Origin of the sequence: Variovorax restrictus, from assembly GCF_051216715.1 — a bacterium.
Taxonomy (GTDB): domain Bacteria; phylum Pseudomonadota; class Gammaproteobacteria; order Burkholderiales; family Burkholderiaceae_C; genus Variovorax.
In genome coordinates this window covers 46,264-70,049 of the sequence record NZ_JBPJZH010000004.1, presented here as the reverse complement: position 1 = coordinate 70,049, position 23,786 = coordinate 46,264, and the positions used below count along the sequence as shown (strand labels likewise).

Sequence of the window (23,786 nt, the reverse complement as noted above, 5' to 3'; positions counted from 1 at the left end):
GAGGTTGGAGGTGAAAGAAGGATCGGGTCAGGCGAGCGATTGCTCGTACACGCCGATGTACCGCGCCGCGGCGGCCTGCCAGTCGGCCGGCTGCTGCATCGCGGTGCCCCGGACGCGGCGCCAGTCGGCGGGGCGGCGGTACAGCGCGAAGGCGCGCCGCAGCGCGCGGCCGTAACCGTCGGCATCGAAGCCGTCGAAGACGAAGCCGGTGGCATGGCCGTCGGCGATATCTTCCAGCGTGCAGTCGACCACCGTGTCGGCCAGCCCGCCCACGCGGTGTACCAGGGGCAGGCTACCGTATTTCAGGCCGTACATCTGTGTCAGTCCGCAGGGCTCGAACATCGAGGGCACCAGGGTCACGTCGCCGGCGCCGAAGAGCCGGTGGGCGAAGCGCTCGTTGTAGCCGATGGTGGCGTGCACCGATTGCGGTGCTGCAGCGGCGCGCTCGCGGAACGCGTCTTCGAGCCAGCGCTCGCCGGTGCCCAGCAGCGCGAGCTGCCCGCCTTGCGCGATCAGCGCGTCGAGCCCGTCGAGCACCAGGTGCTGGCCCTTCTGCTCGGTCAGGCGACTGACCATCACGAAGAGCGGCGCGTCCGGCTCGTTGGCCAGGCCGAGTTCCTGCTGCAGGTCGGCCTTGCACAGCGCCTTGCCGCCGGGCATGTGCACATCGTAGGGATGGGGCAGCAGGGCGTCGGTGCCCGGGTCCCAGACGGCGTCGTCGACCGCGTTCAGGATGCCGGTGAGCACGCCGCTGCGCCCGCGCAGCAGGCCGTCGAGGCCGCAGCCCTGTTCCGGTGTCTGGATCTCCCGCGCGTAAGTCGGGCTCACGGTGGTGAGGCGGTCCGAAAAGTACAGGCCGGCCTTCATGAACGACAGCTGCCCGTGGTACTCGAGCCCGTTCACGTCGAAGGCGGCCGGCGGCAGGCCGAGGCCGGCGAAATCCGAGGGCGAAAACACGCCCTGGTAGGCCAGGTTGTGCACGGTGAAGACGCTGCCCACGCGCGGACCACTCGACGCGGTGTCGAAGGCGAGGTACGCCGGGGCCAGTCCGGCATGCCAGTCGTGCGCATGCACCACCTCGGGCTGCCAGCGCGGGTCGAGGCCGCGGGCCAGGCGGGCTGCCGCCCAGCCGAGCAGCGCGAAACGGCGCGCGTTGTCGGCGTAGGGCCGGCGCGAGACGTCTTCGTAGGGCGTGCCGGGGCGGTCGTACAGCGCGGGCGCATCGAGCACGTAGGCCGTGACGTGTGCCCCGCCCGGCACCACGATGCGCCCGGTGCGCAGCCGGGCACGCTGGCCCCAGGGCGCTTCGACCTCGGCCACGTCGGCGGCGTCGCTCAAGCCGGCCAGGATCGACGGGAACCCGGGCAGCAGCACCCGCACGTCCTGACCGGCCGACGCCAGGGCGAGGGGCAGGGCGCCGGCGACATCCGCCAGCCCGCCGGTCTTGAGAAGGGGAAAGAACTCGGCGCTGACCTGGAGGACGCGCATCAGGACGCCGGCGTCTCGAGGCGCTGGAGCATCTCGCGCGTGATCAGCACCACGCCAGCGTCGGTGCGCTCGAAGCGTGCCGCGTCGGCGGCGGCGTCCTCGCCGACCACCATGCCCGCGGGGATGATGCAGCCGCGGTCGACCACCACCTTCGCCAGCCGGGCACCGCGGCCGACTTCGACGTCGGGCAGCAGCACGGCCTCCTTGACGTCGCAGAAGGAATGGATGCGCACGTTCGAGAAGAGGACCGAATCCTTCACCTTCGAACCCGAGACGATGCAGCCCCCCGACACGATGGTGTTGACCGTCATGCCGTGGTTGCCGTCGATGTCGAGCACGAACTTGGCGGGGGGCAGCTGCCGCTGGTAGGTCCAGATGGGCCAGTCGGTGTCATAGATGTCGAGCTCGGGGGTGATGGACGCCAGATCGAGGTTGGCCGCCCAGAATGCATCAATCGTGCCCACGTCGCGCCAGTACACCGGTGCCTCGGGCCCACGCGCGCCGCGTGTCACGCACGACAGGCTGAACGGGTGGGCCTGCGCCCGGCCTTGCGCCACGGCGCGCGGGATCACGTCCTTGCCGAAGTCGTGGCTCGAGGCGGGGTTGGCGTTGTCTTCCTCCAGCAGCTGGTACAGGTACGCGGAATCGAAGACGTAGATGCCCATGCTGGCCAGCGCGATGTCGGGCTTGCCGGGCATCGCGGGCGGGTCGGCGGGTTTCTCGAGAAAGTCGGTGATGCTGCGGTCTTCGTTGACCGCCATCACGCCGAAGGCGGTGGCTTCCATGCGCGGCACCTCGATGCAGCCGACCGTGCAGGCGCGGCCGCTTCTCACGTGGTCCATCAGCATGACCGAGTAGTCCATCTTGTAGATGTGGTCGCCGGCCAGCACCACCACGTAGTCGTGCTTGGTCGAGCGGGTCTGCAGGATGTCGAGGTTCTGGTAGATCGCGTCGGCCGTGCCGCGGTACCAGTGCTCGTCGCCCGTGCGCTGCTGGGCCGGCAGCACGTCGACCATCTCGTTGAGTTCGGCCCGCAGGAAGCTCCAGCCGCGTTGCAGGTGACGCATCAGCGAATGCGACTTGTACTGCGTGACCACCGCCATGCGCCGGATGCCGGAGTTCAGGCAGTTCGACAGGGCGAAGTCGATGATGCGGAATTTGCCGCCGAAGTACACGGCCGGCTTGGCGCGCCGGTCGGTGAGCTGCTTCAGGCGCGAGCCTCGACCGCCGGCCAGCACCACGGCGATGGTGCGGCGGACCAGTTGATGGGCCTGCAGGTGTTGGGTTGTCGAATCGTCGGCCATGTCGCTTGTCTCTCCGTTGTCGTGGTCTTCAGGTCAGCGTAGCACCGCGATCGTCGCCGCGCACCCGTTGCGCGAGCCACAGCGACCCCGGTTGCAGTCGTTCGGTCGCCGCCATCGGCCGTTCCGGCGCGCCGTCGTCGTCGCTTGCCAGCCGGCGCTTCCAGGGGCCGGGCGGCAGCGCGAAGTCGACGGCGTCGGTGCCGGCGTGGACCAGCACGAGCCATGCCACCTCGTTCGGCGGCGCGTCGAACAGCACCATCAGCGCCGCACGGTCGTCCCGCTCCCAGTTCGCCGGTGCCATGTCTTCGCCTTCGGGCCGCAGCCACCGCAGGCCGCCGTGTGCATGGTGGGTATCTGCCGGCCACCAGTGCCCGATGCGCAGCGGGGCGGCTTCGCGGCGCAGGGCCAGCAGGCGTGCGACGTAGCGTTGCAGCCCGGCGTCGGCCTGGTCCCAGTCGAGCCAGGTCGTCGCATTGTCCTGGCAGTAGGCGTTGTTGTTGCCCTGCTGGGTGTGGCCGATCTCGTCGCCGGCCAGCAGCATCGGCGTGCCCTGTGACAGCAGCAAGGCGGCGAGCAGCGCGCGCTGCATGCGGGCGCGCAGTGCCAGCACGGCGGGGTCGTCGGTCTCGCCTTCCACGCCGAAGTTGCGGCTGAGGTTGTTGCCGCTGCCATCGCGGTTGCCTTCGCCGTTGGCGAGGTTGTGCCGCTGGTTGTAGCTGACCAGGTCGCGCAGCGTGAAGCCGTCGTGGGCGGTGACGAAGTTGACACTGGCCGTGGGCGCTCGGCCGCTGTGCCGGAACTGACCGCTCGACGCGGTGAAGCGGTGTGCGAAGTCGCCCAGCCCGGCGCCGTGGCGCAGCCAGACGCTGCGCTGGGTGTCGCGAAAGCGGTCGTTCCATTCGAGCCAGCCAGGGGGAAATTCGCCGACGCGGTAACCGCCGGGGCCGATGTCCCAGGGCTCGGCGATGAGCAGCGCGCGCGACAGCACCGGGTCTTGCGCGACGGCGGCCAGGAAGGGCGCGCGCGGATCGAACGCGCCACCGGCGCGGCGCGCCAGCACGGTCGCCAGGTCGAAGCGGAAGCCGTCTACGCCGAGTTCCGTCACCCAGTGGCGCAGGCTGTCGGTGGCGAGCTGCACCACGCGCGGCTCGGCGAAGTTCAGGCAGTTGCCGCAGCCGGTCCAGTTCTCGTAGCGCGTGCGGTCGTCCGGGCGCAGGTGGTAGTAGAGCGTGTTGTCGATGCCGCGCATCGACAGCGTGGGGCCGAGCTCGTCGGTTTCGGCGCTGTGGTTGTAGACCACGTCGATCACCAGCTCCATGCCGCGCGCATGGATGGCGTCGGCCATCGCGCGGAACTCGCTGGCGGGCGTGGTGCCGGGCCGGCCGCTCCAGTAGCGCGCCTCGGGCGCGAACCAGCCGATGGTGGTGTAGCCCCAGTAGTTGCTGAGCCCCATCTTGAGCAGCCGCTCCTCGTCGGCCCGGTGCTGCACCGGCATCAGGCTCAGGGTGGTCACGCCGAGCTGCTGCAGGTGATCGAGCACAGCGGGCTCGGCCAGGCCGGCGTAGGTGCCTTGCAGTTCTGGCGGCACGCCCGGGTGCCGCCGCGTCTGGCCTCGCACGTGCAGTTCGTAGATCACGCGCTCGGACGCCGCTACCCGCGGGCGCGTCGCAGTCGATGCGCCCAGGTCGGCCTTGACGCGGGCCTTGAGCGCGACTGCCGCGTTGTCCCGCGTGTCCCGCTGCGACGGATCGCCCGGCCGATGGCCGAGGAACAGGTCGCTGCCGTCGTAGCGGCCGACGATCTCGCGGGCGTAGGGGTCGAGCAGCACCTTGGCCGGGTTGAAGCGCTGCCCCTCGTGCGGCGCCCAGGGGCCGTGCACGCGGTAGCCGTAGACCAGGCCGGCGACAGCGCCGGGAAAGCGGCCGTGCCACACGCCGTCGGTGCAGGCGGGCAGCGGCAGGCGCTGCTGCTCGCTGTGGCCATGCGTGTCGAACAGGCAAAGCTCGACGCGGCTGGCGTGCGGGGCCGCGAGGGCGAAGCTGATGCCGTAGCGGTCGGGCGTTGCGCCGAGGGGAAAGGGGAGGCCGGGGGTCAGCATGTGTTGTCGTTGCTCAGGTCAAGCGGCGATCGCTTTGGTGGGGTCGCCCGGCAGACGGTACGGGCCGATCGACCCCGGCACCGCCAACAGAACACTGACAACGTATCGCTTCATCCGTCTCCCAGCAGACGTTTTCATTGTGCATGCGAATCCAGCCCCAAGCCCCCATCCGCCGCAGCCGCGATAATCCGCGTTCCCCCGGCCGACCGAGCGCCGGGCCGTTGCCAAAGCCTCATGAACCCCAGCTACCAACCCGCCGACGTCGAGTCCGCCGCCCAGGCCCACTGGACCGCGTCCGACGCCTATCGTGTCATCGAAAACGCGCTCGACGCGCGGGGCCATCCCAAGAAGAAGTACTACGCTTGCTCGATGCTGCCTTACCCCAGCGGCAAGCTGCACATGGGCCATGTGCGCAACTACACCATCAACGACATGCTCACGCGCTACCTGCGCATGTCGGGCTACAACGTGCTCATGCCCATGGGCTGGGACGCCTTCGGCCTGCCGGCCGAGAACGCTGCGCTGAAGAACGGCGTTCCTCCCGCCAAGTGGACCTACGAGAACATCGACTACATGCGCGGCCAGCTCCAGGCCATGGGCCTGGCGATCGACTGGAGCCGCGAGGTCGCGACCTGCGACCCGGCCTACTACAAGTGGAACCAGTGGCTGTTCCTGAAGATGCTCGAGAAGGGCATTGCCTACCGCAAGACCCAGGTCGTCAACTGGGACCCGGTCGACATGACCGTGCTGGCCAACGAGCAGGTGATCGACGGCAAGGGCTGGCGCACCGGCGCCACGGTCGAGCGCCGCGAAATCCCGGGCTACTACCTGAAGATCAGCGACTACGCGCCCGAACTGCTCGAGCACACCCAGCACAAGCTGCCGGGCTGGCCCGAGCGCGTCAAGCTGATGCAGGAGAACTGGATCGGCAAGAGCGAAGGCGTGCGCTTCGCCTTCACGCACGACATCCGCGGCGATGACGGCGAGGCCATCCAGGACGGCCGCCTGTACGTCTTCACGACGCGCGCCGACACCATCATGGGCGTGACCTTCTGCGCCGTGGCGCCGGAACATCCGCTGGCGCTGCACGCGGCCAAGACCGACCCGAAGGTCGCGGCCTTCATCGCCGAAGCGAAGGCCGGCGGCACGACCGAAGCCGAACTCGCCACGCAGGAGAAGAAGGGCGTGCCGACCGGCCTGACGGTGACCCACCCGATCACCGACGAGCCCGTGCCGGTCTGGGTCGGCAACTACGTGCTGATGAGCTACGGCGACGGCGCCGTGATGGGCGTGCCGGCGCACGACGAGCGCGACTTCGCTTTCGCCAACAAGTACGGCATCGAGATCGTCCAGGTGGTGTTGGTTGATGGTGAGCCGCACTTCGACTACCACCGCTGGCAGGACTGGTACGCCGACAAGACGCGCGGCGTGACCATCAATTCCGACAACTTCAGCGGCATGTCCTTCAAGGAGGCCGTGGCCGCCGTGGCGCACGCGCTCGCGCAGAAGGGCCTGGGCGAACTCAAGACCACCTGGCGCCTGCGAGATTGGGGCGTGAGCCGCCAGCGTTACTGGGGCACGCCGATCCCGATCATCCATTGCGACGCGCACGGCGCGGTGCCGGTCCCGGAGAAGGATCTGCCGGTCGTGCTGCCGACCGACTGCGTGCCCGACGGCTCGGGCAACCCGCTGATCAAGCACGAAGGCTTCCATGCCGGCGTCGTCTGCCCGGTCTGCGGCCAGCCCGCGCGCCGCGAGACGGACACGATGGACACCTTCGTCGATTCGTCCTGGTACTTCATGCGCTACTGCGATCCCAAGAACGACCAGGCCATGGTCGGCGAGGGCGCGAAGTACTGGATGCCGATGGACCAGTACATCGGCGGCATCGAGCACGCGATTCTTCACCTGCTCTACGCGCGCTTCTGGACCAAGGTCATGCGCGACCTGGGGCTGGTGACGGTCGACGAGCCCTTCGCCAAGCTGCTGACGCAGGGCATGGTGCTCAATCACATCTACTACCGGCGCGGGCCGTCGGGCGGCAAGGACTACTTCCCGCCGCTCGAAGTCACGCCGGTGCTCGACGCGCAGGGCCGCATCACGGGCGGCACGCTGGCCGACGGCTCGTCGGTCGAGTACGGCGGTGTCGGCAAGATGGGCAAGAGCGAGCGCAACGGCGTCGACCCGCAGGACCTGATCGAGAAGTACGGCGCCGACACCGCGCGCCTGTACACCATGTTCACCGCGCCGCCCGAAGCCACGCTGGAGTGGAACGACGCCGCGGTCGAGGGCAGCTCGCGCTTCCTGCGCCGCGTGTGGAACTTCGGCGTTGCGCTGCAGGCCGCGCCGAAGGCCGGTGCCGCTACCGAGTTCGGCAAGGACGCCAAGGCGCTGCGCCGCGAGGTGCACACCGTGCTGCGCCAGGTCGACTACGACTACCAGCGCATGCAATACAACACGGTGGTGTCGGGCGCGATGAAGCTGCTCAACGCGCTGGAGGGCTTCAAACCCACCGGTGCCCCCGGCGATGCCGCCGCGCTGCGCGAAGGCTTCGGCATCCTGCTGCGCGTGCTGTACCCGGCCACGCCGCACATCGCGCAGCAGCTCTGGTCGCAGCTGGGTTATGTCGAGTCCTTCGGCGAACTGCTCGACGCGCCCTGGCCGGCGGTCGACACCGAGGCCCTGGTGCAGGACGAGATCGAACTCATGCTGCAGGTCAACGGCAAGCTGCGCGGCAAGGTGGTGGTGCCGGCCGGCGCGTCGAAGGACGAGATCGAGGCGCTCGCACTGGCGAGCGACGACTTCGCGCTGCATGCGCAGGGCGCCGCGCCCAAGCGCGTGATCGTGGTGCCAGGCCGGCTCGTCAACGTGGTGCTGTGAACGCTCAACGAATGAACAACACAACTGCTTCCCGCCGCCGTTTCCTCGCCACAGGCGCTGCGCTTGGCGGCCTGGCCGGCCTCGCTGGCTGCGGCTTCGAACTGCGCAAGGCCCCGGTCTTCGCCTTCAAGAGCCTGTCGCTGCCGGGCCGCTCGGCCTTCACCGTCTACCTGCGCCGCAACATCGCGGCCGCCGGCACGGTCGAGTTGATGCCGCCGGAGCGCGCCGCCGAAGCCGAAGCGGTGCTCGACATCCTCGGCGAGAACCGCGAGCGCGTCGTGCTGTCGACCAATGCCGCCGGCGAGGTGCGCGAGCTGGAGCTGCGCCTGACGGTGCGCTTCCGCCTGCGCACGCAGGCCGGCAAGGAACTGCTGTTGGCAGACCTCTCGCAGAAGCGCGACCTGACCTACAGCGAGACCAACGCGCTCGCCAAGGAAGGCGAAGCCGAACTGCTCTACCGCGACATGCAGAACGACGTGGCGCAGCAGCTGCTGCGTCGCATGGCGGCGGTCAAGGAACTCTGAGAAGCTGTGAACGAATCATCCACGCCCGCTCGACGCGCCCTGACGACGCCCCTCGTCGTTGCAAATGCTCGCCATAGCCCGAGCTATGGCTGCGCTTTGCGCTTCGTTGGGCGCCGCCCGGGCACGCCGCTCGGACGCGGCCAATTCATTCACAGCTTCTGAGCGCGCCCATGCAGCTCGCGGCCGCCCAGTTGTCGGCGCATCTCGGCAAGGGGTTGCGCGCGCTCTACACCCTCCATGGCGACGAGCCGCTGCTGGCCCAGGAGGCCGCCGATGCCATCCGCGCCGCCGCGCGCGCGCAGGGCTACACCGAGCGCAGTTCGTACACCGTGGCCGGCGCGCATTTCGACTGGAGCGCCGTGCTCGCGGCCGGCGGATCGCTGAGCCTCTTCGCAGACAAGCAGATCGTCGAGATCCGCATCCCGTCGGGCAAGCCGGGCAAGGACGGCAGCGCGGCGCTGCAGCGCATCGCCGAAGGCGCTGCCGGCAACGACAGCACGTTGACGCTCGTGATCCTGCCGCGCCTGGACCGCGCCACCCGTACCGGCGCATGGTTCACCGCGCTCGAGAACAACGGCGTCAGCCTGCAGGTCGACCCGGTCGAGCGCGCCGCGCTGCCGCAGTGGATCGCGCAGCGCCTGGCGCTTCAGGGTCAGCGCGTGAAGGGGGGCGAGGAGGGCCAGCGCACGCTGCAGTTCTTCGCCGACCGCGTCGAAGGCAACCTGCTCGCGGCGCACCAGGAAATCCAGAAGCTCGCGCTGCTGCACCCGGCCGGCGAGCTTGGCTGGGAACAGGTCGAGGCCGCCGTCAACAACGTGGCCCGCTACGACGTCTTCAAGCTGTCCGACGCGGCGCTGGCCGGCAACCCGGTGCGCGTGGCGCGCATGCTCGATGGCCTGCGCGCCGAGGGCGAGGCCGAGGTGCTGGTGCACTACACGCTGGCCGAGGACATCCGGGCGCTCAAGCGCGTGCGCGACGCGATGAACGCCGGGCGGCCGCTGCCGATGGCGCTGCGCGAAAACCGCATCTGGGGTGCCAGGGAGCAGGCCTTCGAGCGCGTGCTGCCACGGCTCGACGACCGCGCGCTGGCGCGCCTGCTGAAGGCGGCCCACACCGTCGACGGCATCGTCAAGGGCCTGAAGCAGCCCGACTGGCCGGCCAGCGGCTGGCAGGCGCTGCAGCGGCTGGCGCTGATGCTGTGCCGCGCCTGCATGGCGCCCGCGCGCGGTTGAAAGCGCAGGCCCGTCAGCCCGGGCCGCGCAGCCATCGCAGCGCGTCCATCACCTCGTTCACCGGCGGCAGGTCGGCAGTGCGCCAGACCAGGCGTGCCTCGGGGTCGAACAGGCCCAGCTGACCGGAGTGGCGGTCGCCGGTCGATGCGGTCGTCGGCAGGCCGTTGCGGCCCAGCAGCCCCAGCAGCGCGTCGAGATCGGCCGGCACCGGCGCCGCGGCACGCCACGTCGGCCCGGCGCCGAAGCGCCGCAGCCAGGTGCTCAGCGCCTTCGGGTCGTCGCCGAGCGGGTCGATGCTCAAGGAGAGCAGTTGCACGTCGGCCATGCCGCGCGACGCCAGCGCGGCCTGCAGCGATGCGAACTGCATCCCCTGCAGCGGGCAGATCGCGCTGCAGCCCGTGAACATCAATTGGACGACGGTGATGCGCTGGCGCAAGGCGTTCGCCAGGGTGGTGGGGCGTGCGTCGTGCCCCACCAGGCGCAATGCCGGCGCGGCGAGGGGTGGGCGTACGCGGCCGATGTCGTCGGCACGGGCGGCCATCGCCGCAGCGCCGAGCGTGGCAAGGCCGGCTTGCAGGAAGCGTCGGCGGGCGAGCGTGTCGACAGGGACGGATGTCGGATTCATGCGGGTGCCTGTGTGAGGTAGGTCCAGAGCGCTTCGCAGCGCACGTCGTCGATCGCGAAGCGCGGCATGCTGCGCGGGAGCACCACGTGGGACGGGTCGATGCCGGTGCGCAGGGTGCGGCAGAAGGTGGCGAGCTCGTAGGCTGCAGGCGGGCCGCCGCGGCGCGGCAGCGCGTCGCGCAAGGCGCGGTTCAGTGGCGGGCCGAGCTTCGGCGTCTCACCCGCTGCGTTGCCGGCAGGACCGACGTGGCACTGGCTGCAGCGCACGCTGCCCGAGGGCAGGGCGACGGCATGGTCGGCCAGCGTGGCGTCGAGCGCCTCGCGGCCGTCGAAGAGCCGCGCGCCCAGGTCGACACGCGCGCCCGGGCGGTGGGACGCGACGCCGTAGGCGATCACGGCGACCAGCGCCGCCGCCAGCAGAAGCGCCGGCCGGCGCCGCCATGCGCCGGCCCTGGGCAGCGATCCCACGGCCTCAGCGGATGTTGACCGTCCGCGCCACGCTCGGCACGCCCTGCGCGTCCAGCGCGAAGAGCATGTAGTTGCCTGTCAGCAGTGCCCCGCGGTCGGTGGGGATGGCCAGCGTGTACTGGCCGGCGCTGCCGGTGAAGCTCACGGGAATGCGCCGCTGGTCGGTGTTGACCGAGTGCGTCGCCGAGGCCATGCGCACCAGCGCGAACTGCCCGATGGCGCGGTCGGTGCTGACGGCGATCTGCGCGCCCCAGGTGGCGGCGCTCGGTGCCGATTTGATCGTCGGGCGCGCCGCCGGTGCGCCATCGGGCGCGAGCAGGTAGGGCGGCGTCAGGATCTCCACGTCGGCGTGATCGCCGGCGCAATTGCACAGCCCGCCGCCGCCCGCGAGCACGCGGCCATCGGGCAGCAGCAGCGCGATGCTGTGGTAGTTGCGGGCCTTCTGCATCGGTGGCAGCGCGACGAAGCTCTCGGTGACGGGGCTCCACAGCTCGGGCGCCATCACGCCGTAGGCATCGGAGAAGCCCGCCGGCTCTGTTTGGCCGCCGATCACGACGACTTCGCCGTTGGGCAGCGCCACGCTGTTGGCGAAGGTGCGGCCGTAGGCCATGGGTGCCACCTTGCGCACCGTGGGCGTCTTGGGAGGGCCGGCGCTGATGTCGATGACATAGGCGCCCTTCAAGGCCGGTCCGACGTCGTGGTTGGACCCACCGCCGAGCTTGAGGATCTTGCCGGCGTCGTACATCACGGCCCCGGCGGTGATCGCGTAGGGGTCGTCGCCGCGCGGCCCTGCCTGCACGATGGCGCCGGCACCACGGGTGTCGATCCAATGCATGGCTGCGCTCGGCCCGGCGTGGAAGACCCAGCCGTCGGCCGCACCGAACAGCCACATGTGGTTGTCGGCGCGGTAGATGCCGGACGCGTCCGGCCCGTTGAGCGGCGGGTTGGCGGCGTTGGCCGTGGTGGGCATGTCGGCCGGCACCGCCGACAGCGTGCGCCAGGCCTGCGTCGTGGGCGACCACACCTCGCCGAACTTGCCGCCGTAGCCGCCGTTCCAGGAGCCGCCGACGGTGAACACGCTGCCGTCCGACATCGTGGCGCTGGCGTTGTAGGCCCGCGGGATGTTCAGCGTGCCTGCGGCCGACCAGGTGCCTTTGAGCGGATCGAAGCGCGAGGTCTTGCCGGCGTCGCTGCCGCCGCTGACCAGGATGCCGCCGTCGGCCAGCATGCTGAGTCCCTCGCAGAACATCTCCTGGCCCGTGTTGGTCTTCATCATGGGCGCGGCGGTACCGCTCGCGGGATCGAAGATGGTGGTGTAGGTCGCCATGCCACTGTTGCCGCCGAAGTAGGTGGTGCCCTGCGCCGACCACAGCAGCAACTTGCCGTCGGGCAGATTGGCCGCCGACACGGGGATCAACGGCAGCGTGATCGGGTCCGTCCAGGGACGGGTCGCGGCGGTCGACTGGGCGGCGGTGTAACCCGCGGCCGTGAAGCGGTAGTCCACCGCGGGGAGCCAGGTGTCGCCGTAGCGGGTCTGCAGGCGGGCGATCAGCTCGCCGCCGTCGACCGGCAGTCCGCTGACGGCGAGTTGCGTGCCGGAGGTCGTGCTGTCGAACAACGGCGCCGCGGTACCGGGCCGTTCCACCGTGAGGCGGTAGGCGTCGGCGTCGCTGGCGGTCCAGTCGAAGCTCACGCGCGTACTGGTTAGCTTGCTGGGCGCGCTGGGGCTGAGGAGTGTGGCGGCCTGGGGTGCGGGGGCCGGCGCTGGCGCAGGGGCGGGGGCGGGGGCAGGGGCGGGAGACGGAACCGGCGCGGGTGCTGGCGAAGGCGCCGGTGCGGGCGGAAGCACCTCGGTGCCGGTGCTCCCGCCAGCCGCCGTGCCGCCGGATTCCCCGCCACCGCCACCGCCGCCGCAGGCGGCCAAGAGGAAAAGCGTCGCGCAGGCCAGCGCCAGCGCCCGTGGTTGAAACGGGTTCATATGTATTCTTTCGGCTTAATGTGTGACAGGGCGCAGACTAGTCATGCCAGGGGGCGGTGGCAATCCCGGGCGACCTCTGCCGTGGCGAAAGCGTGAATGAATGCGCTGAATGCCCGGAAAATTTCTAGACCTTCTGCGCTGGCGGCCACGGCGGCCTCGGCCCTGGTGGCCGAGGCGGATGTTGCCGTCAGGTCAACGGATGTTGACCGTCCGCGCCACGCTCGGCACGCCCTGCGCGTCCAGCGCGAAGAGCATGTAGTTGCCTGTCAGCAGTGCCCCGCGGTCGGTGGGGATGGCCAGCGTGTACTGGCCGGCGCTGCCGGTGAAGCTCACGGGAATGCGCCGCTGGTCGGTGTTGACCGAGTGCGTCGCCGAGGCCATGCGCACCAGCGCGAACTGCCCGATGGCGCGGTCGGTGCTGACGGCGATCTGCGCGCCCCAGGTGGCGGCGCTCGGTGCCGATTTGATCGTCGGGCGCGCCGCCGGTGCGCCATCCGGCGCGAGCAGGTAGGGCGGCGTCAGGATCTCCACGTCGGGGTGGTCAGCGGCGCAGTTGCACAGCCCGCCGCCCCCCGCGAGCACGCGGCCATCGGGCAGCAGCAGCGCAATGCTGTGGTAGTTGCGGCCCGTCTGCATCGGCGGCAGCGTGACGAAGCTCTCGGTGACGGGGCTCCACAGCTCGGGCGCCAGCACGCCGTAGGCATCGGAGAAGGCTGCCGGTTGCGTCTGCCCGCCGATCACGACGACTTCGCCGTTGGGCAGCGCCACGCTGTTGACGAAGGTGCGGCCGTAGGCCATGGGCGCCACCTTGCGCACCGTGGGCGTCTTCGGTGGGCCGGCGCTGATGTCGATCACATAGGCGGTATTGAAGGCGTCGCCGATGTCATGTTGGGGGGCGCCGCCGAGCTTCAGGATCTTGCCGGCGTCGTACATCACGGCGCTGGCAGTCATGGCGTACGGGTCGTCGCCGCGTGGCCCGGCCTGCACGATGGCACCGGCACCGCGGGTATCGATCCAGTGCATGGCCGCGCTCGGCCCGGCATGGAAGATCCAGCCGTCGGCCGCGCCGAACAACCACATGTGGGTGTCGCCGCGGTAGACGCCCCAGTTGTCCGGTGCGTTGAGCGGCGGGTTGGCGGCGTTGGCCGCGGTGGGCATGTCGGCCGGCACCGCCGACAGCGTGCGCCAGGCCTGCGTCGTGGGCGACCACACCTCGCCGAACTTGCCGCCGTAGCCGCCGTTCCAGGAGCCGCCGACGGTGAACACGCTGCCGTCCGACATCGTGGCGCTGGCGTTGTAGGCCCGCGGAATGTTCAGCGTGCCCGCCAGCGACCAGGTGCTGGTCTTCGGATCGAAGCGCGAGGTCTTGCCAGCGTCGCTGCCGCCACTGACCAGGATGCCGCCGTCGGCCAGCATGCTGAGTCCTTCGCAGAACATCTCCTGGCCGTGATTGGTCGTCGTGGTGGGTGTGGCAGTGCCGCTCGCCGGATCGAAGATGGTGGTGCGGGTACCCGCGCTGCCGTTGGCGCCGAAGTAGGTGGTGCCCTGCGCCGACCACAGCAGCAACTTGCCGTCGGGCAGGTTGGCCGCAGAGACGGGCACCAGTGGTAGCGCGATCGGGTCCGTCCAGGGGCGGGTTGCGGCGGTCGATTGGGCCGCCGTGTAGCCGGCCGCCGTGAAGCGATAGTCGACCGCAGGGAGCCAGGCGTCGCCGTGGCGGGTCTGCAGGCGGGCGATCAGCTCGCCGCCGTCGACCGGCAGTCCGGCGACCACGAGATGCGTGTCGGCGGTCGTGCCCTCGAAGAGGGGCGCCACGGCACCGGGCCGCTCGACCGTGAGGCGATAACCGTCGGCGTCGCTGGCGGTCCAGTCGAAGCTCACGCGCGTACTGGTGAGCTTGCTGGGCGCGCTGGGGCTGAGGAGTGTGGCGGCCTGGGGCGCAGGCGCAGGCGCCGGGGCAGGCGCGGGCACCGGTTCAGGAGACGGCGCGGGCGATGGAGCGGGTGCAGGCGCAATCACCTCGGTGCCGGTGCTTCCGCCGGGCGCCGTGCTGCCCGGTTCACCGCCACCGCCCCCACCACCGCCGCAAGCGGCCACCAGGGAAAGCGTCGCGCAGGCCAGCGCCAGCGCCCGTGGTTGAAACGGCTTCATATGTATTCTTTTGCATTAATGTGTGACGAGGCGCAGGCTAGCCAAGCCAATGGGCCTTGGCAACCCCGGTCGAACCCGACAGCGGCAAAATGCGTGGATGAATGCGCTCAATCTTTCGGAATACGTGCAGACCCTCGGGCTGCAGGCCAAGGCCGCGTCGGCCCTGATGGCCAAGGCGGATGCCGCCACAAAGAACAAGGCCTTGAAGGCGCTGGCCCGCCGCCTGCGCGAAAGCGCCGCCGACCTGGCACCGGCCAATGCGCGCGACATCGAACGCGCCACGGCCGCCGGCTTGTCGGCGCCGATGGTCGACCGCCTCAAGCTCACGCCGAAGGTCATCGAGACGGTGGCGCTCGGCTGCGAGCAGCTCGCTGGCATGCCCGATGTGATCGGCGAGATCAGCGGCATGAAGCAGCAGCCCAGCGGCATCCGCGTGGGGCAGATGCGGGTGCCGATCGGCGTCTTCGGCATGATCTACGAGAGCCGGCCCAATGTGACCATCGAGGCGGCGAGCCTGGCGATCAAGAGCGGCAACGCGGCCATCCTGCGTGGCGGCTCGGAAGCCATCGAGTCGAACAAGGCGCTGGCCGCGCTGGTGTCGGCCTCGCTGGCCGAGGCCGGCCTGCCGGTCGATGCGGTGCAGCTGGTGCAGACCACCGACCGCGAGGCGGTGGGCCAGCTCATCGCCATGCCGCAGTTCGTCGACGTGGTCATCCCGCGCGGCGGCAAGGGCCTGATCGAGCGCATCAGCCGCGACGCCAAGGTGCCGGTCATCAAACACCTCGACGGCAACTGCCATGTTTACGTCGACGACAGCGCGCCGCTGGACATGGCGCTGAAGGTGGTCGACAACGCCAAGACCCAGAAGTACAGCCCCTGCAACGCGGCCGAAGGCCTGCTGGTGGCCGCCTCGGTGGCCGAACTCTTTCTGCCCGAGATCGGCGCGGTCTTCGCGGCCAAGGGCGTCGAGATGCGCTGCGACCCGGCGGCCGCGCGCATCCTGCGGGCCGAGGGCGCACTGCACGGCGAGACGGGGACCATCGTCGACGCGGTCGAGTCGGACTGGTCGGAGGAATACTTGGCGGCGGTGATCAGCATCAAGGTGGTCGATGGCGTGGACGAGGCCATCGCGCACATCAACCGCTACTCGAGCCACCACACCGACGCGATCATCACGCGGGACCACATCAATGCGCAGCGCTTCCTGCGCGAGGTCGATTCGGCCAGCGTCATGGTGAATGCGAGCACGCGCTTCGCAGACGGCTTCGAGTTCGGGTTGGGGGCGGAAATCGGCATCAGCACCGACAAGTTCCATGCGCGAGGGCCGGTGGGGATCGAAGGCCTCACGTCGCTCAAATACGTGGTCCTGGGGCAGGGCGAGATCCGGACTTGAGGTGCCGAGCCGGAAACGCACTGTTTTCGGCTTGTCATCGGGGCGGGTGGCCCCAAATCCTACAATCGCAACCCACCTTTCTGCAGACCTTTCTGCAGACATCCGCACCAGAAGGCCGCCCGCATGGTCCCGCATCTCGTCACCGCCCTGACCGGCCCGATCAACGAACTCGAACAGCGTGTCCTGGATTCCACCCCGGCGATCGAACGCTGGTTCCGGCTCGAATGGATGGAGCACACGCCGCCGTTCTACAGCTCGGTCGACATCCGCAACGCGGGCTTCAAGCTGGCGCCGGTCGACACCAACCTCTTCCCCGGCGGCTGGAACAACCTGACGCAGCAGATGCTGCCGCTGGCCGTGCAGGCGGCGCAGGCGGCCATCGAGAAGATCTGCCCCGAGGCGCGCAACCTGCTCGTCATCCCGGAGAACCATTCGCGCAACACCTTCTACCTGGCGAACATCGCGCAACTGGTGCGCATCTTCCACATGGCCGGGTTGAACGTGCGGGTCGGCTCGATCGACCCGGCGATCAAGTCGCCCAAGAAGATCGAGCTGCCCAATGGCGACACCGTGACGCTCGAGCCGGTGGTGCGCACCAAGCGTCGTCTGGGCATCAAGAACTTCGACCCCTGCACCATCCTCATGAACAACGACCTGTCGGCGGGCACGCCCGGCATCGTCGAAGACCTGCACGAGCAGTACCTGCTGCCACCGGTGCACGCGGGCTGGTCGGTGCGCCGCAAGAGCAACCACTTTCGTAGTTACGAAGAGATTTCGAAGCGCTTCGGCAAGCTGCTGGGCATCGACCCGTGGCTGATCAACCCGATGTCGAGCCTGGCCCAGGGCGTCAACCTCGGCGAAGGTGTCGGCGTGGATGTGATCACCAGCCATGTCGACGCGATGCTCACGAAGGTGCGCCGCAAGTACAAGGAATACGGCATCAACGAGAAGCCCTTCGTGGTGGTGAAGGCCGACAGTGGCCCCGGCGGCACCAGCGTGATGACGGTGCGCGACGCGCGCGAGGTCGCGGCCCTGAGCGCCCAGGCCCACAGCCAGACCAGCACCAAGGGCAGTGCCCCGGCGCTGATGGACCTGATCGTCCAGGAGGGCGTGCTGACCAACGAGCGCGTGCACGACGGCGTGGCCGAGCCCGTGGTCTACATGATGGACCGCTACGTGGTGGGCGGCTTCTACCGGGTGCATGCGGGCCGCGGCGTCGACGAAAGCCTCAAGTCGCCAGGCGCGAGCTTCGTTCCGTTGGCTTTTTCCGACAGTGCGCACCTGCCGCAACCCGGCGCCAAGCCCGGTGCCAGCGCGCCGAACCGCTTCTACATGTACGGCGTGATCGGCCGCCTAGCCATGGTGGCTGCGAGCTACGAGCTCGAGGCGACCGACCCGGACGCCGAGGTCTACGAGTAAGCCGCGGCGCCCGCTCGTAGCACATCTCCGGGGCCTTGCGGTGACTTGCGACGACGGCAGAATAGCGGTCCCCACAGCCACGGAAATCCCAGGGCGGAGTTGAACGGCGGCCCCGACGCGCGCCGTTGCGCCATGAGGGCGTGTCCATCACGCCGCTTTGCCTTTTCCATTCGACCTCGTGTCCGCTCCTAAAACGTCTTCTGCCGCGCTCGTGCTCGGTGCCATCGGTATCGTCTACGGCGACATCGGCACCAGCGTTCTCTACGCCATCAAAGAAATCTTCGGGCACGGCCATGTGCCGTTCACGGTCGAGAACGTGTACGGCATGCTCTCGATGATCTTCTGGACGATGACCGTCATCGTCTCCCTCAAGTACGTCGTGCTGGTCCTGCGGGCCGACAACGAAGGCGAGGGCGGGCTGGTCGCGATGCTGGCGCTCGCCTCACGCGCCGTGGTCGACCGCCCGAAGCTGCGCAACGTGCTGCTGTCCATCGGCATCTTCGGTACAGCGCTGTTCTACGGCGACGGTGTCATCACGCCGGCGATTTCGGTGCTGTCGGCGGTCGAGGGCCTGGAGGTGGTGTCGCCGCACTTCAAGTCGTACGTCATTCCCATCACATTGGTCGTGCTGTTCTGCCTGTTCGCGGTGCAGAAGCGCGGCACGGCGGGCATCGGCAAGTTCTTCGGGCCGATCACGCTGGCGTGGTTCCTGGTGCTGGCGGTACTGGGCATCTCGCAGATCGTCACGCACCCCGAAATCCTGGCGGCCGTGAGCCCGCATTACATGGTGCGCTTCATCTGGGACTACCCCGGCACCAGTTTCATCGTGTTGGGTGCCGTCGTGCTGTGCGTGACCGGCGCCGAGGCGCTCTATGCGGACATGGGGCACTTCGGCAAGCGGCCGATCCGCCTGGCCTGGTTTTCGGTGGTGATGCCCTGCCTGGTGCTCAACTACTTCGGCCAGGGCGCGCTGCTGCTGGGCAACCCGGCGGCGGTGAAGAACCCCTTCTTCATGATGGCGCCCGAGTGGGCGCTCATCCCTCTGGTGCTGATGGCCACGGCCGCCACCGTGATCGCGTCGCAGGCCATGCTCACCGGCGCCTTCAGCGTGACGCGCCAAGTCATCCAGTTGGGCTACCTGCCGCGCGTGCGCATCGAGCACACCAGCGTGCGCTCGGCCGGCCAGATCTACATCCCGTTCGTCAACTGGAGCCTGTTCGTCACGATCGTGCTGGCGGTCGTGATGTTCCGCAATTCGAGCAACCTGGCCGCGGCCTACGGCATCGCCGTGACCACCGACATGCTCATCACGACGGTGCTGACCTTCTTCGTGATCCGCTTCGCCTGGAAGCTGCCGCTCTTGCTGTGCATTGGCGCCACCGCCGTCTTCTTCGTCATCGACTTCGCCTTCTTCGCGTCCAACATGCTCAAGCTGCCGCAGGGTGGCTGGTTCACCGTGATGATCGGGCTGTTCGTCTTCACGCTGATGATCACTTGGAAGGAAGGGCGGCGCCTGATGGGCGAGACGCAGCGCACCGACGCGATCGACCTGCGCAGCTTTCTCGACGCCGTCTTCGTGAGCCCGCCGGCACGGGTCGACGGCACGGCGGTGTTCCTCACGGCCGAGCCGGGCGTCACGCCCAATGCGCTCTTGCACAACCTCAAGCACAACAAGGTGCTGCACGAGCAGAACCTGTTCGTCACCGTGCGCAATCACGAGGTGCCCTGGATCCCGATGGACAAGCGCATCGAGGTGGAATCGCTCGGCCGCCATTGCTGGCAAGTGATGGTTCACTACGGCTTCAAGAACGACATCGACCTGCCGCGCGCGCTCGACAACGCGCGGTTGCGCGGCTGTCAGCTCGAGCCGATGACGACCAGCTACTTCCTGTCGCGCGACGTCGTCATCCCGACGCTCGGCAGCGGCATGGCGCCGTGGCGCGAGAAGCTCTTCGCGCAGATGCACCACAACGCGAGCGGCGCGGCGAACTTCCTCAACCTGCCGAACAACGCGGTGGTGGAGCTGGGGTCCAAGATCGAAATCTGAGGTGGCGGACGGCGACGGCAAGCTTCGTGCTTGAGCCTGGGCGGTCACCCGCCCTCGACGCCTCGCCATGCACCACCCCGCCACCGCCGCCATGCCCTCCCTGCGCCACAGCCACTTCGAGGACGCCCAGGCGATCTTCGCCGGCACGCTGTTCGTGTCGCTGGCGCTCATCCTGTTCAACCAGGTCGGGTTGCTGACCGGCGGCGCGGCGGGGCTGGCCTTCCTGCTGCACTACGTCACCGGCATCAGCTTCGGCAAGCTGTTCTTCCTGATCAACCTGCCTTTCTACGGTTTCGCGTGGATGCGCATGGGGCGGGAGTTCACGGTCAAGACCTTCATCGCGATCTCGATGCTGTCGGCCATGACGGAATGGTCGCCCGCGCTCTTCGCCATCGACCGCTTGCATCCGGCCTATGCGGCGGTGCTCGGCGGGTTGCTGCTGGGCGCGGGCTGCCTCTTCCTGGCGCGGCACCGCGGCAGCCTGGGCGGCGCCACCATCGTGTCGCTTTACATGCAGGAGAAGCACGGCTGGCGCGCCGGCAAGGTGCAGATGGCCATCGACTGCAGCATCGTCGCGCTCGCCTTTCTTGTCATCGAGCCGACCCGGGTGCTGTACTCGGTGCTCGCGGCCGTGGTGATGAGCGTGTTTCTCGCGGTCAACCACAAGCCCGGTCGCTACATGGCGATGTAGCGACTTACAGGCCGAGCATCTGACCCAGGCTGCGTTCCGACGCGGGGCGGTCGAGCGCGATGTTGCGCTCGAGCACCAGCAGGTGCGCTTCCATGAGCCGCACCGCGGTGTCGGCGTCGCCACGCGCGATGGCGTCGACCAGGTCGGCATGCTCGTCGTGCTCGCAGGACGCATTGCCGGGCGGCTCGTACAACGCGACGATCAGCGAGCAGCGCGACATCAGCTCCGTCAGGTAGCGCTCGAGGATCGGGTTGCGCGCCAGCCGCGCCACGCGCAGGTGAAAGCTGCTCGCCAGCCGCGCCCACTCGGGCTGGGCGAGGCGGTGCATCGCGCCATGCTCTTCCTTGAGGTGCCGGCGCAGCTCGGCGATGTCGGCCTTCTTCGCGTTGCGCACCGCCATGCGCACCAGCGCCGCCTCCAGCGCACGCCGGGCCTCGAAGATCTGCCGCGTTTCTTCGGGCGAGGGCATGGCGACGATGGCGCCGCGGTTCGGACGCAGTTCGACGATGTGGTCATGCGCGAGGCGCTGCAGCACCTTGCGCACGAGCGCGCGGCTCACGCCGAAGAGCTCGCACAGCGCAGCCTCGGGCAGCTTGGTTCCGGGCGCCAGTCGCTGGTCGGCCACACCCTCGAAGACCGAGCGGTAGATGCGCTCTTCGATGTCGTCCTCTTTCGCGTCGGCTGTCATGCGAAGTCGTCCGGACGCTCCGCCGCCAGTTGCCGCATGTGCGCGGCGATCGCGCCCGGCGTGGTGAACCACACCTCGCCGCGGTCACGCGCGCGCGCCAGGTGCTGCAGCGCCGTGCGCAGATGCCGCAGCCGGTACGGCTGGCCGACGATGTACGGGTGCAGCGCAAGCCCCATCACCAGCGGCTGCGCGCGCGACTGCTCGCGCATCTCGTCGAAGTTGTCGATCACCATCGCGGTGAAGTCCTTCGCGTCCATCAGGCGGCCGACGATCATCGGGATGTCGTTGAGCTCCTGCGGATACGGCACCGACCACAGCGCGCCACCGCCGCGCGTGCGCATGCGCACCGGCTGGTCGTCGTGGCACCAGTTGAGCGTATAGCCGTAGCCGGTCTCGGCCAGCAGGTCGGGGGTCAGGTGCGTCTCGGAGATCCAGGGCGACAGCCAGCCCGCCGGGGTCTGGCCGCTCTCGCGCTGCATGCGTTCGCGGCAGCGCACCAGCAGGGCGCGTTCGTGTGCTTCGTCGAGCACGCCCTGGCGCTCGGCGTTGCTGTGGCCGTGGCCGATGAGTTCGTCGCCACGCGCCACGCAGGCCTGCACCAGTTCCGGGCAATGGTCGTACAGGGCGGTGTTGATCAGTGCACCCGTCGGCAGCCCCAGCGCGTCGAACAGTTCGAGGCAGCGCCAGGCGCCCACGCGGTTGCCGTACTCGCGCCAGCCGTGGTTGAGCACGTCGGGCTGCGGCGAGGCGGGGCCGATGTTCGCGCCCAGGCCATCGCCGAAGGCGAAGTGCTCGATGTTGAAGCCCAGGTACACCGCCAGCCGCGCGCCGTTGGGCCACAGGTATTCAGGGCGCAGGGTGATGGGGCGGTAGTCGAAGCGGTCGTGCGCGGGGAGCCGGTCGGGCCAGCGGGTCGTCATGCGGCGATTCTCACAGCGTGGCCAGCCCGGCGCGGACCATCAGCCATTCGGCGCTGTCGTTCCACACGTCCATCTGCGTGATCAGGCCGTGGCGCACCACGTAGCGGTCGACGTAGCGGTTGCCCTCGAAGGCCTCGCCGTCGGGCCAGGCGCCGTAGAGCGTGCCGAGGCTGTAGACCACCGTCGCCTCCGGCGTGCCGCCGGCCACCACCTCGGTGCGCTCGATCTTCTTCTTCACCCAGGCGTAGCGCTTGGCATTGAAGGCCGAGGTGTCGCCGGGCTGCGTCATCGGGCGATTGCCGGTGAAGCGGATGCGGATGTCCGGTGCGGTGTAGCGCGACGCCGAGGCTGGGTCCGGAATCATGACCAGACGCAGGAATTCGTCGACCACGGCGGCGGGGTCGGTGATGGCCGAAGCGTCGGCCGGGAGGGTGGTGTTCATTGTTTTCTCCATCAGGGGCCAACGTGGTGCATGGCCGTTCAGTGTGCATCGATGCAGCAAGTCCCGTGCCGATTGTCGACTCGATGCGCTTTCGATTGTCGACAATTCTTTGAACAGATTGTCAACTTGGCACGCGCTTTGCATCCGCTCCTTCAACGCCGAGTCGGCGCGCTGTCGATGCACCGACTTGGGTGCGTCATGCCACGTCAGTCCCATCCACTGGTTATTTCAGGAGCCTCCATGACCCGCTTCACCTCGCGCTTCACCCGCCGCACGCTTTGCCTCGCCGCGGCGGCCGTCTGCCTCACCTCGGGCGCTGCGCTCGCCGCCGAGCCCATCAAGATCGGTCTGGTGACGGCTCTGTCGGGCCAGTCGGCGCTGGCCGGCGAAGCCATCACGCGCGGCCTCACCGTGGCCATCGACGAGATCAACGCCAAGGGCGGACTGCTGGGCGGGCGCAAGCTCGAACTGGTGCGCCGCGACGACGAGGCCAACCCCGCCAAGGGCGTGGTCGCAGCGCGCGAACTGATCTTCAAGGAGAAGGTCGCAGTGCTGTTCGGCGGGCTCGACACGCCGGTGTCCATGGCCATCGTGCCGATCGCCAACCAGGAGAAGACGCCTTTCATGGGCCCGTGGGCCGCAGGCACGCCGATCACCAAGAACGGCGCCAACCCCAACTACGCCTTCCGTGTGTCGGCGGTCGACGAGATCGTCAACGTCGGCATGCTCGACTACGCGCAGAAGAACTTCAAGACCGCCAAGTTCGGGATGATCCTGGTGAACAACCCGTGGGGCGAATCGAACGAGAAGGGCCTGCAGGCCGCGCTCGCCGCCAAGGGCCTCAAGGCCGTGGGCGTCGAGAAGTTCGAAGGCAGCGACGTCGACATCGTGCCGCAGCTCACGCGCCTGAAGGCGGCCGGCGCCGACACGCTCTTCATGGTCGGCAACGTCGGCCCGTCGGCGCAGGTGGTGAAGTCGCTCGACCGCATGGGCTGGCAGGTGCCGATCGTCTCGCATTGGGGCCCGGCCGGTGGCCGCTTCACCGAACTGGCCGGCCCCTCGGCCAAGAGCGTGCATTTCGTGCAGACCTACAGCTTCTTCGGCAAGCAGTCGCCGGTGGGTGAGAAGGTGATCGCCGCGCTGAAGGCCAAGTACCCGGCCATCAAGGGCCCGGACGACATCACGCCCGCCGTGGGCGTCGCCAACGCCTACGACGGCATGCAGCTCGCCGCGCTCGCCATCGCGGCGGCCGGTTCGACCGACGGCGATGCGGTGCGTCAGGGCTTCTACAAGATCGGCAAGTACGACGGCCTCATCAAGACCTACGACAAGCCCTTCTCGCCGACCGTGCACGACGCCGTGACCGCCAACGACTACGTGTGGGCGCAGTTCATCGACAACCGCATCCTGCCCGTGGGCATGGTCGCGGCGAAGTAAAG

At 68.9% G+C, this 23,786-nt stretch carries 18 protein-coding genes; 8 read left to right on the top strand and 10 right to left on the bottom strand.

Annotated features, from left to right (window positions below; genetic code table 11):
• Positions 1–27: 27 nt before the first annotated feature.
• From glgA to glgX, 3 genes are read right to left on the bottom strand one after another with little or no spacing between them, the layout of a single operon-like run.
• Positions 28–1,488 (bottom strand): glycogen synthase GlgA, encoded by a 1,461-nt coding sequence (gene glgA, locus ACSFA0_RS21280; RefSeq protein ID WP_435452282.1) that lies wholly within the window; start codon positions 1,486–1,488, stop codon positions 28–30.
• The gene (gene glgC / locus ACSFA0_RS21275) at positions 1,488–2,792 is read right to left on the bottom strand and encodes a glucose-1-phosphate adenylyltransferase (protein WP_435452281.1); all 1,305 of its coding nucleotides are present in this window, start codon (positions 2,790–2,792) and stop codon (positions 1,488–1,490) included. Before glgC ends, glgA begins: the two co-directional genes overlap by 1 nt.
• A gap of 28 nt (positions 2,793–2,820) precedes the next feature.
• Positions 2,821–4,890, bottom strand: coding sequence for a glycogen debranching protein GlgX (gene glgX, locus ACSFA0_RS21270; RefSeq protein WP_435452280.1), 2,070 nt, complete (start codon positions 4,888–4,890; stop codon positions 2,821–2,823).
• Positions 4,891–5,124: 234 nt separating this feature from the next.
• On the opposite strand from glgX, the gene leuS reads away from it, so the two are divergent.
• The 3 genes from leuS to holA all read left to right on the top strand — a co-directional run bounded on the left by leuS (position 5,125) and on the right by holA (position 9,526).
• Positions 5,125–7,770 carry a leucine--tRNA ligase gene (gene leuS / locus ACSFA0_RS21265; protein ID WP_435452279.1) on the top strand — a complete coding sequence of 882 codons (2,646 nt, stop codon included), beginning with the start codon at positions 5,125–5,127 and terminating at the stop codon, positions 7,768–7,770.
• An 11-nt stretch (positions 7,771–7,781) separates the two neighbouring features.
• A complete protein-coding gene (locus ACSFA0_RS21260; RefSeq protein ID WP_435452278.1) occupies positions 7,782–8,294 on the top strand; it encodes an LPS-assembly lipoprotein LptE in 513 nt (170 codons plus the stop codon).
• Positions 8,295–8,464: 170 nt separating this feature from the next.
• Positions 8,465–9,526 (top strand): DNA polymerase III subunit delta, encoded by a 1,062-nt coding sequence (gene holA, locus ACSFA0_RS21255; protein WP_435452277.1) that lies wholly within the window; start codon positions 8,465–8,467, stop codon positions 9,524–9,526.
• 13 nt (positions 9,527–9,539) lie between these two features.
• Here holA and ACSFA0_RS21250 read toward each other — a convergent pair whose 3' ends face one another.
• The 4 genes from ACSFA0_RS21250 to ACSFA0_RS21235 form a co-directional block, all read right to left on the bottom strand.
• Positions 9,540–10,151 carry an SCO family protein gene (locus ACSFA0_RS21250; protein ID WP_435452276.1) on the bottom strand — a complete coding sequence of 204 codons (612 nt, stop codon included), beginning with the start codon at positions 10,149–10,151 and terminating at the stop codon, positions 9,540–9,542.
• Positions 10,148–10,618, bottom strand: coding sequence for a hypothetical protein (locus tag ACSFA0_RS21245; protein WP_435452275.1), 471 nt, complete (start codon positions 10,616–10,618; stop codon positions 10,148–10,150). Before ACSFA0_RS21245 ends, ACSFA0_RS21250 begins: the two co-directional genes overlap by 4 nt.
• 4 nt (positions 10,619–10,622) lie before the next feature.
• On the bottom strand, positions 10,623–12,596 hold the full coding sequence (locus tag ACSFA0_RS21240; RefSeq protein WP_435452274.1) for a galactose oxidase early set domain-containing protein: 1,974 nt from the start codon (positions 12,594–12,596) through the stop codon (positions 10,623–10,625).
• A 192-nt stretch (positions 12,597–12,788) separates the two neighbouring features.
• A complete protein-coding gene (locus ACSFA0_RS21235) occupies positions 12,789–14,747 on the bottom strand; it encodes a galactose oxidase early set domain-containing protein (protein ID WP_435452273.1) in 1,959 nt (652 codons plus the stop codon).
• Positions 14,748–14,844: 97 nt separating this feature from the next.
• On the opposite strand from ACSFA0_RS21235, the gene ACSFA0_RS21230 reads away from it, so the two are divergent.
• From ACSFA0_RS21230 to ACSFA0_RS21215, 4 genes are all read left to right on the top strand, one after another.
• Positions 14,845–16,140 (top strand): glutamate-5-semialdehyde dehydrogenase, encoded by a 1,296-nt coding sequence (locus ACSFA0_RS21230; protein ID WP_435452272.1) that lies wholly within the window; start codon positions 14,845–14,847, stop codon positions 16,138–16,140.
• A 123-nt stretch (positions 16,141–16,263) separates the two neighbouring features.
• Complete coding sequence (gshA, locus tag ACSFA0_RS21225) at positions 16,264–17,559, top strand: glutamate--cysteine ligase (RefSeq protein WP_435452271.1); 1,296 nt, start codon at positions 16,264–16,266, stop codon at positions 17,557–17,559.
• 178 nt (positions 17,560–17,737) lie between these two features.
• On the top strand, positions 17,738–19,606 hold the full coding sequence (locus ACSFA0_RS21220; RefSeq protein WP_435452270.1) for a potassium transporter Kup: 1,869 nt from the start codon (positions 17,738–17,740) through the stop codon (positions 19,604–19,606).
• A gap of 67 nt (positions 19,607–19,673) precedes the next feature.
• A complete protein-coding gene (locus ACSFA0_RS21215; RefSeq protein ID WP_435452269.1) occupies positions 19,674–20,297 on the top strand; it encodes a YitT family protein in 624 nt (207 codons plus the stop codon).
• Between the two features lie 4 nt (positions 20,298–20,301).
• Here ACSFA0_RS21215 and ACSFA0_RS21210 read toward each other — a convergent pair whose 3' ends face one another.
• Genes ACSFA0_RS21210 through ACSFA0_RS21200 form a run of 3 tightly spaced genes read right to left on the bottom strand, consistent with a single transcriptional unit; the run spans position 20,302 to position 22,347 of the window.
• On the bottom strand, positions 20,302–20,985 hold the full coding sequence (locus tag ACSFA0_RS21210; protein ID WP_435452268.1) for a GntR family transcriptional regulator: 684 nt from the start codon (positions 20,983–20,985) through the stop codon (positions 20,302–20,304).
• Entirely contained in the window at positions 20,982–21,905 is a 924-nt protein-coding gene (locus tag ACSFA0_RS21205; RefSeq protein ID WP_435452267.1) for a polysaccharide deacetylase family protein, read from the bottom strand. The genes ACSFA0_RS21210 and ACSFA0_RS21205 overlap by 4 nt, the downstream gene beginning before the upstream one ends.
• 10 nt (positions 21,906–21,915) lie before the next feature.
• Positions 21,916–22,347 carry a nuclear transport factor 2 family protein gene (locus ACSFA0_RS21200; RefSeq protein WP_435452266.1) on the bottom strand — a complete coding sequence of 144 codons (432 nt, stop codon included), beginning with the start codon at positions 22,345–22,347 and terminating at the stop codon, positions 21,916–21,918.
• 240 nt (positions 22,348–22,587) lie between these two features.
• Between ACSFA0_RS21200 and ACSFA0_RS21195 the strand changes: the two genes are divergently transcribed.
• Positions 22,588–23,784 carry an ABC transporter substrate-binding protein gene (locus ACSFA0_RS21195; RefSeq protein WP_435452265.1) on the top strand — a complete coding sequence of 399 codons (1,197 nt, stop codon included), beginning with the start codon at positions 22,588–22,590 and terminating at the stop codon, positions 23,782–23,784.
• Positions 23,785–23,786: the final 2 nt, after the last annotated feature.